This is a genomic window from Pseudokineococcus sp. 1T1Z-3 (assembly GCF_037482365.1).
GTDB lineage: Bacteria > Actinomycetota > Actinomycetes > Actinomycetales > Quadrisphaeraceae > Pseudokineococcus.
In genome coordinates, this window is sequence record NZ_JBBHZF010000026.1 from 561,426 (window position 1) to 576,273 (window position 14,848).

The following is a 14,848-nucleotide window of genomic DNA, read 5'->3' on the forward strand; positions in this document are numbered from 1 at the left end:
CCTCCGCACGTCCTGACCTGCACTTCGTCGCCGAAGTGCTGCCTGCGGCCCTCCCTTCCCGGCACTTCGTCGCCGAAGTGCCGGGAAGGATCGTCTCCGCGAAGCACTTCGACGTCGAAGCGCCGGGAGGGAGGCGTCGGGAAGGCAGGTAGTCGTCGAAGTGCCATGGGGGATCGCGGAGCTGGAGCTGGACCTGGAGCTGGGGACGGCGGGAGCGGCGGTCAGAGGCCGGCGAGCTCCTCGACGGGCGGGCAGGAGCAGACGAGGTTGCGGTCGCCGTAGGCACCGTCGACGCGTCGGACCGGCGGCCAGTACTTGCGCTGGGGGCTGACGCCGGCGGGGTAGACGGCGCGGGCGCGGTCGTAGGGGCGGTCCCACTCCCCCGCGAGCATCGCCGCGGTGTGCGGCGCGCCCCGCAGCGGGGAGTCCTCGACCGACCAGCGGCCGTCCTCGACCTCGGAGATCTCGGCGCAGATGGCGATCATCGCGTCGCAGAAGCGGTCGAGCTCGGCGAGGTCCTCGCTCTCGGTCGGCTCCACCATGAGCGTGCCGGCGACGGGGAAGGACATCGTCGGGGCGTGGAAGCCGTGGTCGACCAGCCGCTTGGCGACGTCGTCCACCGTGACGCCGGTGGCGGCGGTCAGCGGCCGCAGGTCGAGGATGCACTCGTGGGCCACGAGCCCGCCCTCGCCGGTGTACAGCACCGGGAAGTGCTCCCGCAGCCGGGCCGCGACGTAGTTCGCCGTCAGCAGCGCCACCTCGGTGGCCCGTCGCAGGCCGTCGGGGCCCATGAGGGCGAGGTAGGCCCACGAGATCGGCAGGATGCCGGCCGACCCGAACGGCGCCCCGGCGACCGCGCCGACGCCCTGCGGCCCGGCGCCGCCTGCCGCGCTCGCCCCGGCGCTCGCCCCGCCCGCGACCTCCCGCGAGGGCAGGAACGGCGCGAGGTGCGCCCGGGCCGCGACCGGCCCGACGCCGGGCCCACCGCCGCCGTGCGGGATGCAGAAGGTCTTGTGCAGGTTGAGGTGGGAGACGTCGGCACCGAAGGCGCCCGGCCGGGCGACGCCGACGAGGGCGTTGAGGTTGGCGCCGTCGACGTACACCTGCCCACCGGCCTCGTGCACCAGCTCGCACAGCCGCGTGATGCCGGCCTCGAAGACCCCGTGCGTCGAGGGGTAGGTGACCATGACGCCGGCAAGCCGCTCGCCGTGCTGGGTGACCTTGGCCTCGAGGTCGGCGAGGTCGACGTCGCCCGTGGACGTCGTCGCGACCGTCACCACCCGCAGCCCCGCCATGATCGCGCTCGCGGCGTTCGTGCCGTGCGCCGACGTCGGCACGATGCAGATGTCGCGGCCCTCGTCGCCGCGGCTGCGGTGGTAGGCGCGGATGGCGAGCAGCCCGGCGAGCTCGCCCTGGCTGCCGGCGTTCGGCTGCAGGCTCACGGCGTCGTAGCCGGTGATCTCGGCGAGCTGGGCCTCCAGCTCGGCGACCAGCGCGTGCGTGCCGGCGAGGTCCTCGGCCGGCGCGAACGGGTGGGTGTCGGCCAGCTCGGGCCAGCCGATCGGCTCCATCTCCGCCGTCGCGTTGAGCTTCATGGTGCACGAGCCCAGCGGGATCATGCCCCGGTCGAGGGCGTAGTCGGCGTCGGCGAGGCGCTTGAGGTAGCGCAGCATCGCCGTCTCGCTGCGGTGCAGGGCGAAGACGGGGTGGGTGAGGTACTCGCTCGTGCGGCGCAGCCCCTCGGGCAGGCCGACCACGACGTCGTCCGCACCCCCGACGCCCTCCGGCAGGCACGCGACGACGCGCTCGAGGTCCTGCGGCGTCGTCGTCTCGTCGCACGCCAGGCCGACGACGTCCTCGTCGACGAGCCGCAGCCAGTAGCCCGCCTCCCGGGCGGCGGCCACGACGTCCCGGGCCTGCCCGGGCACGCGGACGAGCACCGTGTCGAAGACGTCGGCGTGGACGACCTCCAGGCCCCGCTCGGCGACCATGCCGGCCAGGGCGACCGCCCGCTCGTGCACCGTCGCCGCGATCCGCCGGAGCCCGTCGGGCCCGTGGTGGACGGCGTACATGCTGGCGATGACGGCGAGCAGGACCTGCGCGGTGCAGATGTTGCTCGTGGCCTTCTCGCGCCGGATGTGCTGCTCGCGGGTCTGCAGCGCCAGGCGGTAGGCGGGGTTGCCGTCGGCGTCCTTGCTGACGCCGACGAGGCGGCCGGGCAGCGTGCGCTGCAGCCCCTGCCGCACCGCCATGTACCCCGCGTGCGGCCCGCCGCCGCCCATGGGGACGCCGAAGCGCTGGCTCGTGCCGACGGCGACGTCGACGCCGACCTCGCCCGGCGGGCGCAGCAGCGTCAGCGCCAGCAGGTCGGCGGCCACGGTGACCAGGGCGCCGCGACCGTGCGCCTCCTGGACGAGCGCCGCGTCGTCGCGCACCAGCCCCGAGGCGCCCGGGTACTGCAGCAGGAGCCCGAACAGGTCGCCCTCGGGCAGGCCGTCGCGGGTGTCGTGGACGAGCAGCGGCAGCCCGACGGCCTCGGCGCGGGTGCGGATGACGGCGAGCGTCTGCGGCAGCACGTCCGCGTCGACGACGAGCGCGGCGTCCTTCGGCGCCTTGCTGGCCCGACGCATGAGCGTGACGGCCTCGGCGGCCGCCGTGGACTCGTCCAGCATCGAGGCGTTCGCGATCTCCAGGCCCGTCAGGTCCGTGACGACGGTCTGGAAGTTCAGCAGCGCCTCGAGCCGGCCCTGGCTGATCTCCGGCTGGTAGGGCGTGTAGGCGGTGTACCAGGACGGGTTCTCCAGCACGTTGCGCCGGATCACCGGCGGCAGGACGGTGCCGGAGTACCCGAGCCCGATCATCGGGCGGCGCACCGTCGTCCGGTCCGTCATCGCGCGCAGCCGGGCGGTCACCTCGGCCTCGCTGCCCGCGGCGGGCAGGTCCAGCGGCTCCCCCGACCGGCCGGTGCGCAGCGGCTCGGGGACGGCGGCCTCGACGAGCGCCTGCAGGCTGGGCTGCCCGACGACGTCGAGCATCCGGGCGACCTCCTCGGCGGAGGGGCCCACGTGCCGGTCGGCGAAGGCGAGGGCGCCGGAGGTGCCGGTGGTCAGCGGGGCATCCCCGGACGGCGCCGGCGTCGCTGCGGCAGGTGCGGTCTCAGGGCGGACGTGCGTGGTCATCGACGGCTCCGGGGTGACGGCACCGGCGGAGGGCCGGCGCGGACGACGTCGCCACGCCTGCAGGCGGGGCTCCCCCTCTGTCGCCGTCGGCTCCAGAGCGCCTCACCCGTGCGGTCCTGGCGCCTGAGAGGTTCCGGGGAGTTGCCCCTTCGGCGCCCCGTGCTCCCGCCACGACGAGCGGGTGCGCGGGGACTCTCCCGCACGGGGTCGATCAGCGGGTCGAGACTACCCCGGGTCCAGCGGGCAGGGCGGGTGCGCCGCCCGACCGGTGACCTGGGATCAGCCAGTGGCGCGGGCGGCGCGGCGGGCCGAGAGCTCGTCGGTCGCGACGACCGGCGACTCGGCGGGCTCGTCGGCCCGCTCCCCCGGCAGCGTCGCGAGCGTGCCCTCGACCTCTCGCCAGACCCGCCCCACGGCGATGCCGAAGACGCCCTGGCCACCCTGGACGAGGTCGATGACCTCGTCGGCGGAGGTGCACTCGTACACGCTCGCGCCGTCGCTCATGAGCGTGATCTGAGCGAGGTCGTCGACGCCACGCTCCCGCAGCGCGCCGACCGCGGCGCGGATCTGCTGCAGGGAGACGCCGGTGTCGAGCAGCCGCTTGACGACCTTGAGCACGAGGATGTCGCGGAAGCCGTAGAGCCGCTGCGTGCCCGAGCCGGTCGCCGGGCGGACGCCCGGCTCGACCAGCCCGGTGCGTGCCCAGTAGTCCAGCTGGCGGTAGGTGATGCCGGCGGCGCGGCATGCCGTGACGCCGCGGTAGCCGACCTCCTCGTCGAGCTCGGGCAGGTCCTCGGAGAACAGGACGCCCTGGGCGGCGACTGCGGCCGCGGGTCGGCGCCTCGCCGCCCCGCTGGCGTCACCCGTGGTGCTCACAGCCGCCTCCATCGCGCGCCGCGGGCGGGGGCCGGCTGCTCGGGGCCCGAGCATCGGGGCCTGGTGCCCGCCGCGGTCGTCTGCGGGCGAACGTACGCACCCCCTCCGGGCGGGTCAACGACCGCGGACCCGGCGCCGACGGCGTGTCGCGCCGTCCTCCCTCGAGGGGCACCGGCGTCCAGGCTCAGGGTCGCTCGCCGCCGGAGGCCGGGCCCGGGCCGCTCTCCCCGCCCGGGCCCTCGAAGTCCTCGGCGCTGACCTGGTCGAGGAACTCGCGGAAGCGCTCGACCTCCTCGTCGGCCTCGCCCTCCTCCTCCGGGACACCGACCGAGCTGGACTCCAGCACGTCCTCGGCGCCGAGGATGCTGCAGCCGGACCGCAGGGCCAGGGCGATGGCGTCGGAGGAGCGGGCGCTGACGACGACGCCGCCGTCCAGCACCAGCTCGGCGTAGAAGACGTTGTCGCGCACCGCGACGATGCGCACCTGCTCGAGCTGGCGCCCGAGCGCCCCGATGACGTCCTTGAGCAGGTCGTGGGTCAGCGGCCGGGGCGGGACGACGCCCTGCTGGGCGAAGGCGATGGCGCTCGCCTCGGGCGCCCCGATCCAGATGGGCAGGTAGCGCTCGCCGCCCTGCTCCCGCAGCAGGACGATCGGCTGGTTGCTGGGCATCTCGACCCGGACTCCGACGACCTCGAGCTCGCGCACCCGCTCACGGTAGCCCTCCCCCGCCGAGCAGGACGTCGAGGGCGAGCAGGACGGTCGAGGCAGAGGCGTCGGGGCGCGTCCTCAGACCAGCCGGTCCAGCCCCGAGCGCACCAGCGAGCTGTGCAGGCGCAGGCACAGGGCCGCCAGCTCGCCGGCGGCGGCGTCCGCCCGAGCCGTGGCCCCCGGCGCGGGGTGGCGGCGCATCGGGGTGACGACCTGCTCGACGAGGCCGACCTCCCGCTCGGCGGCCGTGCGGAAGGACCGCAGGTGGCGGGCCTCGATGCCGTAGCCCGCGAGCGCCCCGGCGGTCCGGGCGACCTCCAGGTCGTCGGCGCTGAAGTGGCCGTCGACCGCCGCCACGAGCCCGTAGCGCTCCAGGTCGCCGAGCAGCTGCTCGTCGAGGTCGGCGGCCTGGAGCAGCTCGGCCCGCCGCAGCCGCAGGCGCGGCATCGGCGACAGGGCTCCCGTCTCCTGGTCGTCGACGGGCCGGGGGGCCAGCGTCGGCCGGCCGGGCTCGGCGGACGGCGCGAGCCCACGGTCGAGCGCGTCCAGGTGCTCGGCGATGGCCTTGAGCGGCATGTAGTGGTCCCGCTGGAGGGCGAGCACCGTGCGCAGCCGGTCGACGTCGCCCGCCGTGAACTTGCGGTAGCCCGAGGCCGTGCGCTGCGGCGCCACCAGCCCCTTCTCCTCGAGGAAGCGGATCTTGGAGACGCTGACGTCGGCGAAGTCGGCGACGAGCTCGCCCAGCACCTCACCGATGCTCAGCAGCCGCGCCGTCGCCGCGGTCTCGGGCGCCGCTCGCGCGGCCGAGCTCATGCGTCACCGTCCGCGGCGTCGGTGGCCTCGGGCGAGGGGTGGAACACGAGCCGGTACTTGCCCACCTGCACCTCGTCACCGGCGGACAGCTCGACCTGCTCCACGCGGTCACGGTTGACGTAGGTGCCGTTGAGGCTGCCTGCGTCCCGGACGAGGAAGCGGGCAGCCGCTCCCGCGCCCTCGCGCAGGAACTCCGCGTGCCGTCGGGAGACCGTGACGTCGTCGAGGAAGATGTCGCTGTCGGGGTTGCGGCCGGCGCTCGTGCGGCTCGCGTCGAGCAGGAAGCGCGCGCCCTGGTTGGGCCCGCGCTGGACGACCAGCAGGGCCGACCCCGGGGGGAGGGAGCCGACGGCGGCGTGCTCCTCGCCGGCGGCCGACCCCTCCGCCTCCTCGAGCGCGGGCTGCGACGACGTGGTCGGGCCGGGCACGGGGTGGTTGGTCGTCGTGGCGTCCGCCGGGTCCCGTGGCCCGGGGTCCTGCGTGCTCATCGCCTCTCCTCGCTCGTGCCCGCGGCGGCAGCATGGACGCGCCCCCTCGCGGGCCCGTCACTGTAGTGCCGGCGCCCCACCCCCGCGGTGGTGCACCGCGCTCAGCCGGACGTGGTCGCCCGGTAGCCCTCGGCGTCGAGCAGGGCCTCCACCGCGTCGGCGGGCACACCCTCCAGCTCGAACATCCAGCCCTCGCCGTAGGGGTCGGCGTTGACCAGCTCGGGGGTGGCGTCGAGGCTCTCGTTGACGGCCGAGACGGTGCCGGCCAGCGGGGCGTAGACCTCGCTGACGCTCTTGGTCGACTCGACCTCGCCGATGCTCTCCCCGGCCCCGACCTCGGCGCCCGCGTCGGGCAGCTGGACGAAGACGACGTCACCGAGCGCGTCCTGGGCGAAGGCCGTGATGCCGACCCGCACGACCAGCCCCGAGTCTCCCTCGGAGAGCGTGCGCACCCACTCGTGCTCGGCCGTGTACCGCAGGTCCGCGGGCAGGTCGGTGGGGCTGGTGGCGTCGGCCACGGGGGCTCCTCGGGTCGTGTCGGCTGAGGTAGGTCGGCTCAGGTGGGTCGGGTCGGGTGGGTCGGGTCGGGTGCCGCTCCGCTCGTGAGGGTCCCTGCCCGGCGCCGGGCATGATGCCAGCCCCCGGCAGGCCCGCGGCGCCGCGGCCGCTCAGCCGTCGTCGGCACCGGCGTCCGGCTCGCCCCCCGGCTCGGCCTCGAGCAGCCCCGCCGAGGGGGCGTCGACGACCGCCGTGACGCGGATCTCCTCGCGCGGCTCCACGGTCACGCTCGCGCCCTGGTTCTCCAGCAGGTCCAGGACCCCGCCCGGGATGTCGATGGTCGCCGACAGCCGGGCCGGGTCGCCGATCGCGAGGACGGTGAAGGGCGAGGTCACCGGCTCGCCGTCCACCTGCACCCCGTCCGCGGTGTCGACGACGGCGGAGGAGGCGACGAGCCGGACGCCGCCGACGGAGATGACCTCCGCGCCGGCGTCGCGCAGCTCGTTGATGACGCTGAGCAGGCGGACCCGCCCGACCCCGCCGGAGGGGTCGGTGACGGTCACCCGGACGCCGGGGCCGACGGCGGGCACGGTGCCGGCGAGCAGCTCGAGCGCCTCCTGGCGCTGCTCCGCCGAGCGCAGGGCCTCCTCGCGCAGGTCGCCCTCGCTCTCCAGGCCGCGCCGGGTCTCCTCCAGGTCGGACAGCTCGGCGGCCAGGCGCTGGCGCTGGTCGCCCAGCTCGTCGGCGGTGCGCACGAGGTCGGCCTCGCGCAGCCCGTCGAGCCCGGACTCCTGGGTGACCTGCAGCTGGACGACCAGCGCGAAGCCCAGCGCCGCGCAGAGCACGCCGGCGAGCACCTGCCCCCTCGAGCCCCGTGGGCGCAGCGCCGACCGCAGACGAGCCAGCGCCGTACGGCGCGGGGACGGCGCCGGGACGGCGGGGTCGGGGAGCCCGTCGGAGGCGCTCATGCGCCGAAGAGGTGCCGCCGGATCGCGGCCGCGTTGGAGAAGATCCGGATGCCGAGGACGACGACGACGCCGGTCGACAGCTGCGAGCCGACGCCCAGCTGGTCGCCGAGGTAGACGACGAGCGCGGCGACGACGACGTTGGACAGGAAGGAGACGACGAACACCCGGTCGTCGAAGACGCCGTCGAGCACGGCTCGCAGCCCACCGAAGACGGCGTCGAGGGCGGCGACGACGGCGATCGGCAGGTAGGGCTGGACGAAGACCGGGACGGTCGGCTGGAGGACCAGGCCGAGGACGACCCCGACGACGAGGCCGAGGACGGCGATCACGAGCCGTCCTCCCCGCCGAGCGGGCGGGCCAGCTCGGGCCGGAGCCCGCTCGCCGCGGGCAGCAGGACCTCGTCCTCGCGGGTGACGTCGACCGTGATCCCGTACTCGGCGAGCGCGACGGCGTAGCGCCCGCCGGCCGAGCGTGCGAAGCCGGCGGCCAGGTCGCCCGGGGCGCCGACGGCGAGCACCTCGTAGGGCGGGGCGAGCGGCTGGTAGCCCACGAGCACGGCCTCACCGGCACCGCGGATCGCCGTGCGGGCGCTGAGCCGCTGGCCGCCGACGGAGACGGCCTGGGCGCCGGCGCTCCACAGGCCGTCGACGAGCACCTGCAGGTCTCGGTCCCGGACCCGTCCCGCGTCGGCCTGCGCGTCGGTGCGCGGGGACCCGGAGGCGTCGGCGCCGGCGCTCGGGGCGTCGTCGACGACCAGCCGCAGGCCGGGGCCGACGACGGCGACCTCGCCCGTCGTCAGCGCGAGCGCCTGCATGCCGTCGGCCCCCGGTGCCGGGCCGAGGATGGCGTCCTCGGCCCGGCGCACCGCGGTGCGCGCCTGCGCCACCTGGCCCTCCAGCACCCCGACCTCCCCCTGCCTCTCCTCGACCTGCGCCCGCAGCGCCGCCGTCGTCCCCGCCGCCGACGGGGCCCTCAGGTCGACGACGCCCAGCACGGTCACCAGCCCGGCCGCGACCCCCAGCGCCACGGTCAGCACCACCGCGCGCCGACTCCGGCCGGAGGTGGACCCGGCGGCCCCCCGCCGGGCGGCCGCCGCGGCGTACGCCGGGTCCAGCGGCCGCTCCATCACCTCCTGCAGCAGCACCATGGAGGCGTCCGGGCGGCGCACAGGGCGCACGTCCTCCGGCTCCTGCCCGGCGGCGTGCCGTCCCGTCACGAGCCCGCCGCCTGCGGCGCCGGTCCCGGCCTGGCCACCCCGGGCGCGTAACGGTCGTCGCGCACGAGCAGCCGGACCTGGTGGGTGTACTGCAGGCCCGCCCACCAGTACAGCGCGGTGCCCCACCAGGCGAAGGCCCAGCCGATCGGCTCGGCGACCGCGCCCACGGTGCCCCCGACCTGTGCCAGGAGGATGAGCGGGAAGGCGTACAGCAGGCAGAAGGTCGCGGCCTTGCCGAGGTAGTGCACCTCCAGCGTGCCGTAGCCGTGGCGGGAGAGGACGGGGACCATGGCCGCGAGCACGACGTCGCGCAGGGCGATGAGCCCGACCAGCCACCACGGGACGATGTCGCGCCAGGCCAGGCCGACGAGCGTGGCGGCGATGTAGAGGCGGTCCGCCGCCGGGTCCAGCACGCGGCCGAGAGCCGACGTCTGCTGCCAGCGCCGCGCGAGGTACCCGTCGACCCAGTCCGAGGCACCAGAGACGGCGAGCACGAGCAGAGCCCAGCCGTCCCGCTCGGTGACGACGAGGACGGCGAAGACGGGCACGAGCAGCAGGCGTGCGGCGCTGATCGCGTTGGGGACGGTGAGGACCTCCTCGGTGTCCACCGGCGCCGCCACCGGCGCGGTGTCGCCCGACGCGCCCACAGCACCTCCTCGATCTGTCCTGCGCACGCGGCCCACCCCACCCGCCGTCCGGTCACCGGCGCCACCCGCGGCGCGTCGCCCGGCCAGCCTACGGGCCTGGCGAGCCACCTCCGCCGCCCGCGGCGGGTGGCGGAGGTGGTCGGCTACCCGGCCGTGCGTGCGGCCTCGGGCCGCTCCGAGCCCTCGGCCTGCGTGGCGTCCTCGCGCTCCGCCTCGGCGGCCACGAGCTCGGCGCGGGCCTGGCGACGGCGACGCTGCTCCTCCAGGTCCGGCACCGGGACGGCCGCGATGAGCCGTTGGGTGTACGGCTGCTGCGGGTCGGTGACGACCTGCTCGGAGGGTCCGACCTCGACGAGCGTCCCCTGGTGCAGGACGACGATCCGGCTGGCGAGCATCTCGACGACGGCCAGGTCGTGGGAGATGAACAGGCACGCGAAGCCGTGCTCGCGCTGCAGCTCCTGGAACAGCTCGAGGACGCGCGCCTGCACGGAGACGTCGAGGGCGGACGTCGGCTCGTCGGCGACGAGCAGGTCAGGCCGCAGGCCCAGCGCCCGCGCGATGCCGACGCGCTGGCGCTGGCCGCCGGACAGCTCGTGCGGGTAGCGGTTGCGCATGGCCCGCGGGAGCTGCACGTCGTCGAGGAGCTCCTCGACCCGCTTGGCCAGCCCGGCGCCCTTCAGGCCGCCGTGCAGCAGGAGCGGCTCCCCGATCGACTCCCCGATGGGCAGGCGGGGGTTGAGCGAGGCGCCCGGGTCCTGGAAGACGAAGCCGACGCGCCTGCGCAGCGGCTTGAGGTCCCGCGGCTTGGCGTCGCGCATCTCGACGCCGCCGACCTCGAGCGAGCCACCGGTCACGGGCAGCAGCCCCACCGCAGCCCGGCCGATCGTCGTCTTGCCGGACCCGGACTCGCCGACGAGACCGACGACCTCGCCCTCGGCGATGGTGAGGTCCACACCGCGCACGGCCTTGAACGCCGGGGTGCGTCCGCGCTTGGGGTAGCTGATCTCCAGGTCCCGGGCCCGCAGGACGGCGGGCGCGGCCTCGAAGGCGGCGAGCTGGCGCTCGCGCTGGTCGCGGGCACCTGCGGTGGCGGCCGTGTGCGCGCCGAGGTGGGGCACGGCGGTGAGCAGCTCGCGGGTGTACTCGTGCTGCGCGTTGCCGAAGATGTCGTCGGCCGTCCCGGACTCCACGACCTTGCCGTGCCGCATGACGATGATGCGGTCGGCCATGTCGGCGACGACGCCCATGTCGTGGGTGATGAGGACGATGCCGGAGCGGATCCGGCTGCGCAGGTCGCGCATGAGGTCGAGGATCTCGGCCTGCACCGTGACGTCCAGGGCCGTCGTCGGCTCGTCGGCCACGAGCATCCCCGGGTCGTTGGCGAGGGACTGGGCGATCATCGCCCGCTGCCGCTGCCCCCCGGACAGCTGGTGGGGGTAGGAGTTGAACTTCTCCTCCGGGGAGGGCATCTCGACCAGGCGCAGCAGCTCCAGCGCCCGCTCCTTGGCCTTGGCCGGGCCGAACCCCTGGTGCACCCGGATGGCCTCGACGATCTGGAAGCCGATCGTGTAGACGGGGTTCAGCGCCGTCATCGGCTCCTGGAAGATCACCGCGATCTCCTGGCCGCGGATCTTGCGCAGCTCGCTCTGCCGCATGCCGACGAGCTCGCGCCCGCGCAGGCGGGCCGAGCCGCGGGAACGGCCGTTGCCCGGCAGCAGGCCGAGCAGGGACATCGAGGACTGCGTCTTGCCCGAGCCGGACTCCCCGACGATGGCGAGCACCTCCCCGGGGCGGACGTCGTAGGAGACGTCGACCGCGGCCGGCGCCCACTCCCCGTCGACGAAGAAGTCCACGCTCAGGTCGCGGACCGCGAGGATCGGCTCGGCGTCCTCCTCCGGGCCCAGGTTCTCGATCGTCTTCTGGCTCATGCGGACCTCTCGGTGTGCCGGTGCGACGATCGCACCATGGCGAAGCAGGAGGCGGACGGGGTGATGGTCTTCCGGACCGTCGCCGGGCGGGTGGTCGCCGGCGGCGTCGTGGTCGTCTGCGCGACGGCCCTCGTGTCGACGGCCGTCAGCGGGCTCGCCCCGCTGGTGGGCTCGGGTGGGGTGTTCGCCCTGGTCGGGGTGCTGGCGTGGGCGCTGTTCTGGCGGCCGTCCGTCGAGGTGAACCCCGCCGAGGTGGTCATCACCGACATCCTGCGCACCGTACGGATCCCGTGGGTGACGGTGACGGCGTTGGACTCCCGGTGGTCCTTCAGCGTCGAGACGACGCACGGCACCTTCGCGGCGTGGGCCGCGCCGGGCCACAGCGGGATGGGCTCGCGGCTGCGGCCGCCCCGGCGTCGCCGAGGCACCGACGGCTCGCAGGAGCAGGACGACGCCCGGGCGGAGGCCAGCGACGCCGAGGTGACGCTGGCGCACGGCAACGACGCGTCCGCGGTCGCGCTGGCGGCCGGCGGCGTGCTGCGCGACCTGCAGGCGCGCGGCTTCCTCGGCGCCCCGCGCGAGGACATCCCGGTCGAGCGCAGCTGGAACGTCAGCGTGCTCGTCGCGCTCGGCGTCGCGCTCGGCTGGCTGCTGGTCGGCCGGCTGGTCGGCTGACCCTCGCGCCCGGCGGCCTGCCTCACGCCCCGGCCTCCGGGCCGCGAGGAGCCCCGCCGCCGCCGCCCTGACGGGCGACGACCTCGCGGCGGGCGGCTGCGCGCATCTTGCGGGCCGACGGCATCTTCTTCTGCCGCGGGTCGAAGGCGTCACGCAGGCCGTCGCCGACGAAGTTGACGCACAGCGCGATGACGATGATGAACAGGCCCGGCCACCAGAACAGCCACGGGCGGGTGGAGAAGGCCGACTCGTACAGCGAGATCAGCGTGCCCAGGGAGACGTTCGGCTCGGTGATGCCGAAGTCGAGGTAGGCCAGCGTCGTCTCCAGGAGGATCGCCTGGCTGAGCAGCAGCGTCGTGTTGACGATGATGACCCCCATGGCGTTGGGGATCATGTGCTTGAAGATGATGCGGGCGTTGCTCGCGCCGGCGACCCGGGCCGCGTCGACGAACTCCCGCTCACGCAGGGAGAAGAACTCCCCGCGCACGAGCCGGGCGAGCGGCGGCCACACGAGCAGCCCCAGCGCCAGGGCCAGCGGCAGGGGGTTCGCCGCACCGAAGGCCAGGCCGAGGATGGCCCCGACGACGATGGTCGGGAAGATGATGATGAGGTCGGTGAAGCGCATGAGGACGGGGTCGACCTTGCCGCGGAAGAAGCCGGACAACGCCCCCATCAGCAGACCGATGACCGTGGCGACGAAACCCATGACGATCATGACGACGACCGACGTCTGGGTGCCGCGCATCACCCGGGCGAAGATGTCGCGCCCGATCTGGTCCTGGCCGAAGGGGTGCTCGCCGGCGACGAACCACAGTCCCCCGGACCCGCCGAGCCAGGAGGGCAGGAGCAGGGTCGGCGCGCCCCCGGTGATGACCGGGTAGCGGCTGCTGAAGTTCTTGTCCCACCAGCCGCTCCACCCCCAGAAGCCGATGGAGGTGAAGGCGAGCAGCAGGACGAGGACGAAGACGACGAGGCCGACCATGGCCCCGGTGTGGCGGAAGAACCGCTGCCGCACGATCTGCCCCTGGGAGAGGCCGGCGGTCTCGCGCATCTCCAGGTCTTGCTCGTCCTGCTCCTCGGGCCTCTGCTCGTCCCGGGAGGTGGTCGGTGCGCTCATGTGTCCACCCTGATCCGGGGGTCGAGGACGGTGTAGATGACGTCGGCGGCGATGTTGGCGATGATCGCCAGGGCGCCGACGATGATGAGGTAGGCCATGATCGGGTCGATGTCGCCCTCGTCCAGCCCGCGCAGGAAGACGGTGCCCATCCCGGGCCGGTTGAAGATGCGCTCGGTGATCAGCGCCCCGCCGAGCAGCGTGATGATGTCGACGGGGACGATCGTCGCGAGCGGGATGAGCGTGTTGCGGAAGCCGTGCCGCATGACGACGGTGCGCTCGTTGAGGCCCTTGGCGCGCGCCGTGCGCATGTAGTCCTGGTTCAACGTCTCCAGCATCGAGCCGCGGGAGTAGCGGGTGTAGCTGGCGAAGGAGATCAGGAGCAGCACGATGGTCGGCAGCACGAGGTGGGTGTACGCGTCGATCGCCCCGATCCAGAAGTTGCCACCAAGGCCTGGCGTCGCGTCGCCGATCGTCGCGATGGGGCGTCCGTTGAGGGCCTCCGAGTACGCCGGCCAGGCCTGCATCATGCGGTCGAGCCCGAGGTAGAGGGCCATGAACACCGCGACGATGGCCGCCGTGCGGGCCGCCTGCCCCTTGTCCGGCCCGCCCCACGCGTACCCGACACCAGCCCCGACGACGGCGCTGAGCGCTCCGAGGCCGACGAGGAGCGGGTAGCTCATCACCGCGGTCACCGGGTTCCACAGCTGGAAGGGCGTCAGGAGCACCCAGGCCAGGACACCGAGGGCGACGACCGTGAGCGAGGCGCCCAACGCCCGTCGGTGCCCGAGACCGGTCGAGAGCGCCGTGATGACGACGGCGGTGAGGACGCCGAGCGGGGCCAGCAGGGACGGGTTGATGTGCGGCGTGCTCCACCAGCCGGTGAGCTGCAGCAGCAGCAGCACGCCGACGGCGGAGGCGGCGCCGGCGACGAAGACCGCAAGCCGTCGTGGCGGCGAGCCGCCGACCGCCAGCATCCAGAAAGTCCCTGCCGCGAGTCCAGCGAGCGCCAGCACGACGAGCCCGAAGAAGGGGTCGCCCAGGAAGTTGTTGAAGCCGATGGCGCCCCACTGCTTGAGGAGGACCGCCACCCAGAAGATCGGGAGCGAGAAGAACAGGAAGGCGGAGAAGGTGATCGAGTAGTCGAAGGCCGTGTACTGCCGCAGCGCCGAGGCGATGCCGATGCTGACGCCGAGCAGGATGGCCACGACCGTGGCGACCGTCAGCAGCTGGACGGTCGAGACGACCGCGCCCTGGAGAATGGTCGTGACGGCCTGTCCCGTCCGGAAGCTGGAGCCGAGGTCGCCGGTGACGAAGGCGCCGAGCCAGGACAGGTAGCGGATCTGCGAAGGGGTGTCGAGGTCGAGCAGGGCCACCCGTTCGGCGATGAGCTGCTCCTGGTTGGGATCTGTCGTGAAGCGCAGGTCCTCCAGGGGGTCGATGACGGCGGCGATGGCGACGTAGTACAAGAAGCTCGCCACGAGCAGCACGGCGAGACCGGTGAGAGAGCGACGGACCAGGAAACGCAGCATCAGGTGGGGGACCTCCCTGGCGCGGACGTGGCTGCGGACTGGATGGTGCGGGCGTGGGTCGTGCTGGCCTGAGTGGTGCTGGCCTGGGTGGCTGGCGGACAGAGGTGCGCACGACGACGGCACCGGGCCGGTGACCCGGTGCCGTCGTCGGTGTCGTACCTGCGTCAGTGTGGTGCTCGACCGTTGACCGGTGGTGCTCGCCGCG

General features: G+C 74.3%; 14 protein-coding genes and 1 riboswitch. Of the genes, 1 reads left to right on the top strand and 13 read right to left on the bottom strand.

What is annotated here, in order from left to right:
* Nucleotides 1-221: 221 nt before the first annotated feature.
* The 11 genes from gcvP to WDV86_RS14730 all read right to left on the bottom strand — a co-directional run bounded on the left by gcvP (nucleotide 222) and on the right by WDV86_RS14730 (nucleotide 11,322).
* Complete coding sequence (gene gcvP, locus WDV86_RS14680; RefSeq protein ID WP_339568381.1) at nucleotides 222-3,179, bottom strand: aminomethyl-transferring glycine dehydrogenase; 2,958 nt, start codon at nucleotides 3,177-3,179, stop codon at nucleotides 222-224.
* Between the two features lie 101 nt (nucleotides 3,180-3,280).
* Nucleotides 3,281-3,389, bottom strand: a riboswitch (glycine riboswitch).
* A 69-nt stretch (nucleotides 3,390-3,458) separates the two neighbouring features.
* The gene (locus WDV86_RS14685; protein WP_445263067.1) at nucleotides 3,459-4,055 is read right to left on the bottom strand and encodes a MerR family transcriptional regulator; all 597 of its coding nucleotides are present in this window, start codon (nucleotides 4,053-4,055) and stop codon (nucleotides 3,459-3,461) included.
* 184 nt (nucleotides 4,056-4,239) lie between these two features.
* Nucleotides 4,240-4,761, bottom strand: a complete 522-nt coding sequence (locus tag WDV86_RS14690) for a bifunctional nuclease family protein (protein WP_339568383.1) — start codon at nucleotides 4,759-4,761, stop codon at nucleotides 4,240-4,242.
* An 81-nt stretch (nucleotides 4,762-4,842) separates the two neighbouring features.
* Nucleotides 4,843-5,577 carry a transcriptional regulator FtsR gene (gene ftsR, locus WDV86_RS14695; protein WP_339568384.1) on the bottom strand — a complete coding sequence of 245 codons (735 nt, stop codon included), beginning with the start codon at nucleotides 5,575-5,577 and terminating at the stop codon, nucleotides 4,843-4,845.
* Entirely contained in the window at nucleotides 5,574-6,065 is a 492-nt protein-coding gene (locus WDV86_RS14700) for an FHA domain-containing protein (protein WP_339568385.1), read from the bottom strand. Before WDV86_RS14700 ends, ftsR begins: the two co-directional genes overlap by 4 nt.
* A 101-nt stretch (nucleotides 6,066-6,166) precedes the next feature.
* On the bottom strand, nucleotides 6,167-6,583 hold the full coding sequence (gene gcvH / locus WDV86_RS14705; protein ID WP_339568386.1) for a glycine cleavage system protein GcvH: 417 nt from the start codon (nucleotides 6,581-6,583) through the stop codon (nucleotides 6,167-6,169).
* A gap of 150 nt (nucleotides 6,584-6,733) precedes the next feature.
* A complete protein-coding gene (locus WDV86_RS14710; protein ID WP_339568387.1) occupies nucleotides 6,734-7,531 on the bottom strand; it encodes a DUF881 domain-containing protein in 798 nt (265 codons plus the stop codon).
* A complete protein-coding gene (locus WDV86_RS14715; protein ID WP_339568388.1) occupies nucleotides 7,528-7,860 on the bottom strand; it encodes a small basic family protein in 333 nt (110 codons plus the stop codon). Before WDV86_RS14715 ends, WDV86_RS14710 begins: the two co-directional genes overlap by 4 nt.
* Complete coding sequence (locus WDV86_RS14720; RefSeq protein WP_339568389.1) at nucleotides 7,857-8,747, bottom strand: DUF881 domain-containing protein; 891 nt, start codon at nucleotides 8,745-8,747, stop codon at nucleotides 7,857-7,859. Before WDV86_RS14720 ends, WDV86_RS14715 begins: the two co-directional genes overlap by 4 nt.
* Entirely contained in the window at nucleotides 8,744-9,394 is a 651-nt protein-coding gene (locus WDV86_RS14725) for a CDP-alcohol phosphatidyltransferase family protein (RefSeq protein WP_339568390.1), read from the bottom strand. The genes WDV86_RS14720 and WDV86_RS14725 overlap by 4 nt, the downstream gene beginning before the upstream one ends.
* Nucleotides 9,395-9,537: 143 nt before the next feature.
* On the bottom strand, nucleotides 9,538-11,322 hold the full coding sequence (locus WDV86_RS14730; RefSeq protein ID WP_339568391.1) for an ABC transporter ATP-binding protein: 1,785 nt from the start codon (nucleotides 11,320-11,322) through the stop codon (nucleotides 9,538-9,540).
* Between the two features lie 36 nt (nucleotides 11,323-11,358).
* Between WDV86_RS14730 and WDV86_RS14735 the strand changes: the two genes are divergently transcribed.
* The gene (locus WDV86_RS14735) at nucleotides 11,359-11,997 is read left to right on the top strand and encodes a hypothetical protein (RefSeq protein WP_339568392.1); all 639 of its coding nucleotides are present in this window, start codon (nucleotides 11,359-11,361) and stop codon (nucleotides 11,995-11,997) included.
* A gap of 22 nt (nucleotides 11,998-12,019) precedes the next feature.
* Here WDV86_RS14735 and WDV86_RS14740 read toward each other — a convergent pair whose 3' ends face one another.
* Both WDV86_RS14740 and WDV86_RS14745 read right to left on the bottom strand, forming a co-directional pair.
* Nucleotides 12,020-13,114 (bottom strand): ABC transporter permease, encoded by a 1,095-nt coding sequence (locus WDV86_RS14740; protein ID WP_339568393.1) that lies wholly within the window; start codon nucleotides 13,112-13,114, stop codon nucleotides 12,020-12,022.
* Nucleotides 13,111-14,643: an ABC transporter permease gene (locus tag WDV86_RS14745; protein WP_339568394.1), complete on the bottom strand. Its 1,533-nt coding sequence runs from the start codon at nucleotides 14,641-14,643 to the stop codon at nucleotides 13,111-13,113. Before WDV86_RS14745 ends, WDV86_RS14740 begins: the two co-directional genes overlap by 4 nt.
* Nucleotides 14,644-14,848 lie beyond the last annotated feature (205 nt).

Bases quoted from the DNA above. Each gene is read 5' to 3' on its own strand.
- gcvP (WP_339568381.1), bottom strand. From the start codon at position 3,179: ATGACCACGCACGTCCGCCCTGAGACCGCACCTGCCGCAGCGACGCCG.
- ftsR (WP_339568384.1), bottom strand. From the start codon at position 5,577: ATGAGCTCGGCCGCGCGAGCGGCGCCCGAGACCGCGGCGACGGCGCGG.
- WDV86_RS14700 (WP_339568385.1), bottom strand. From the start codon at position 6,065: ATGAGCACGCAGGACCCCGGGCCACGGGACCCGGCGGACGCCACGACG.
- WDV86_RS14710 (WP_339568387.1), bottom strand. From the start codon at position 7,531: ATGAGCGCCTCCGACGGGCTCCCCGACCCCGCCGTCCCGGCGCCGTCC.
- WDV86_RS14730 (WP_339568391.1), bottom strand. From the start codon at position 11,322: ATGAGCCAGAAGACGATCGAGAACCTGGGCCCGGAGGAGGACGCCGAG.
- WDV86_RS14735 (WP_339568392.1), top strand. From the start codon at position 11,359: ATGGCGAAGCAGGAGGCGGACGGGGTGATGGTCTTCCGGACCGTCGCC.
- WDV86_RS14740 (WP_339568393.1), bottom strand. From the start codon at position 13,114: ATGAGCGCACCGACCACCTCCCGGGACGAGCAGAGGCCCGAGGAGCAG.
- WDV86_RS14745 (WP_339568394.1), bottom strand. From the start codon at position 14,643: ATGCTGCGTTTCCTGGTCCGTCGCTCTCTCACCGGTCTCGCCGTGCTG.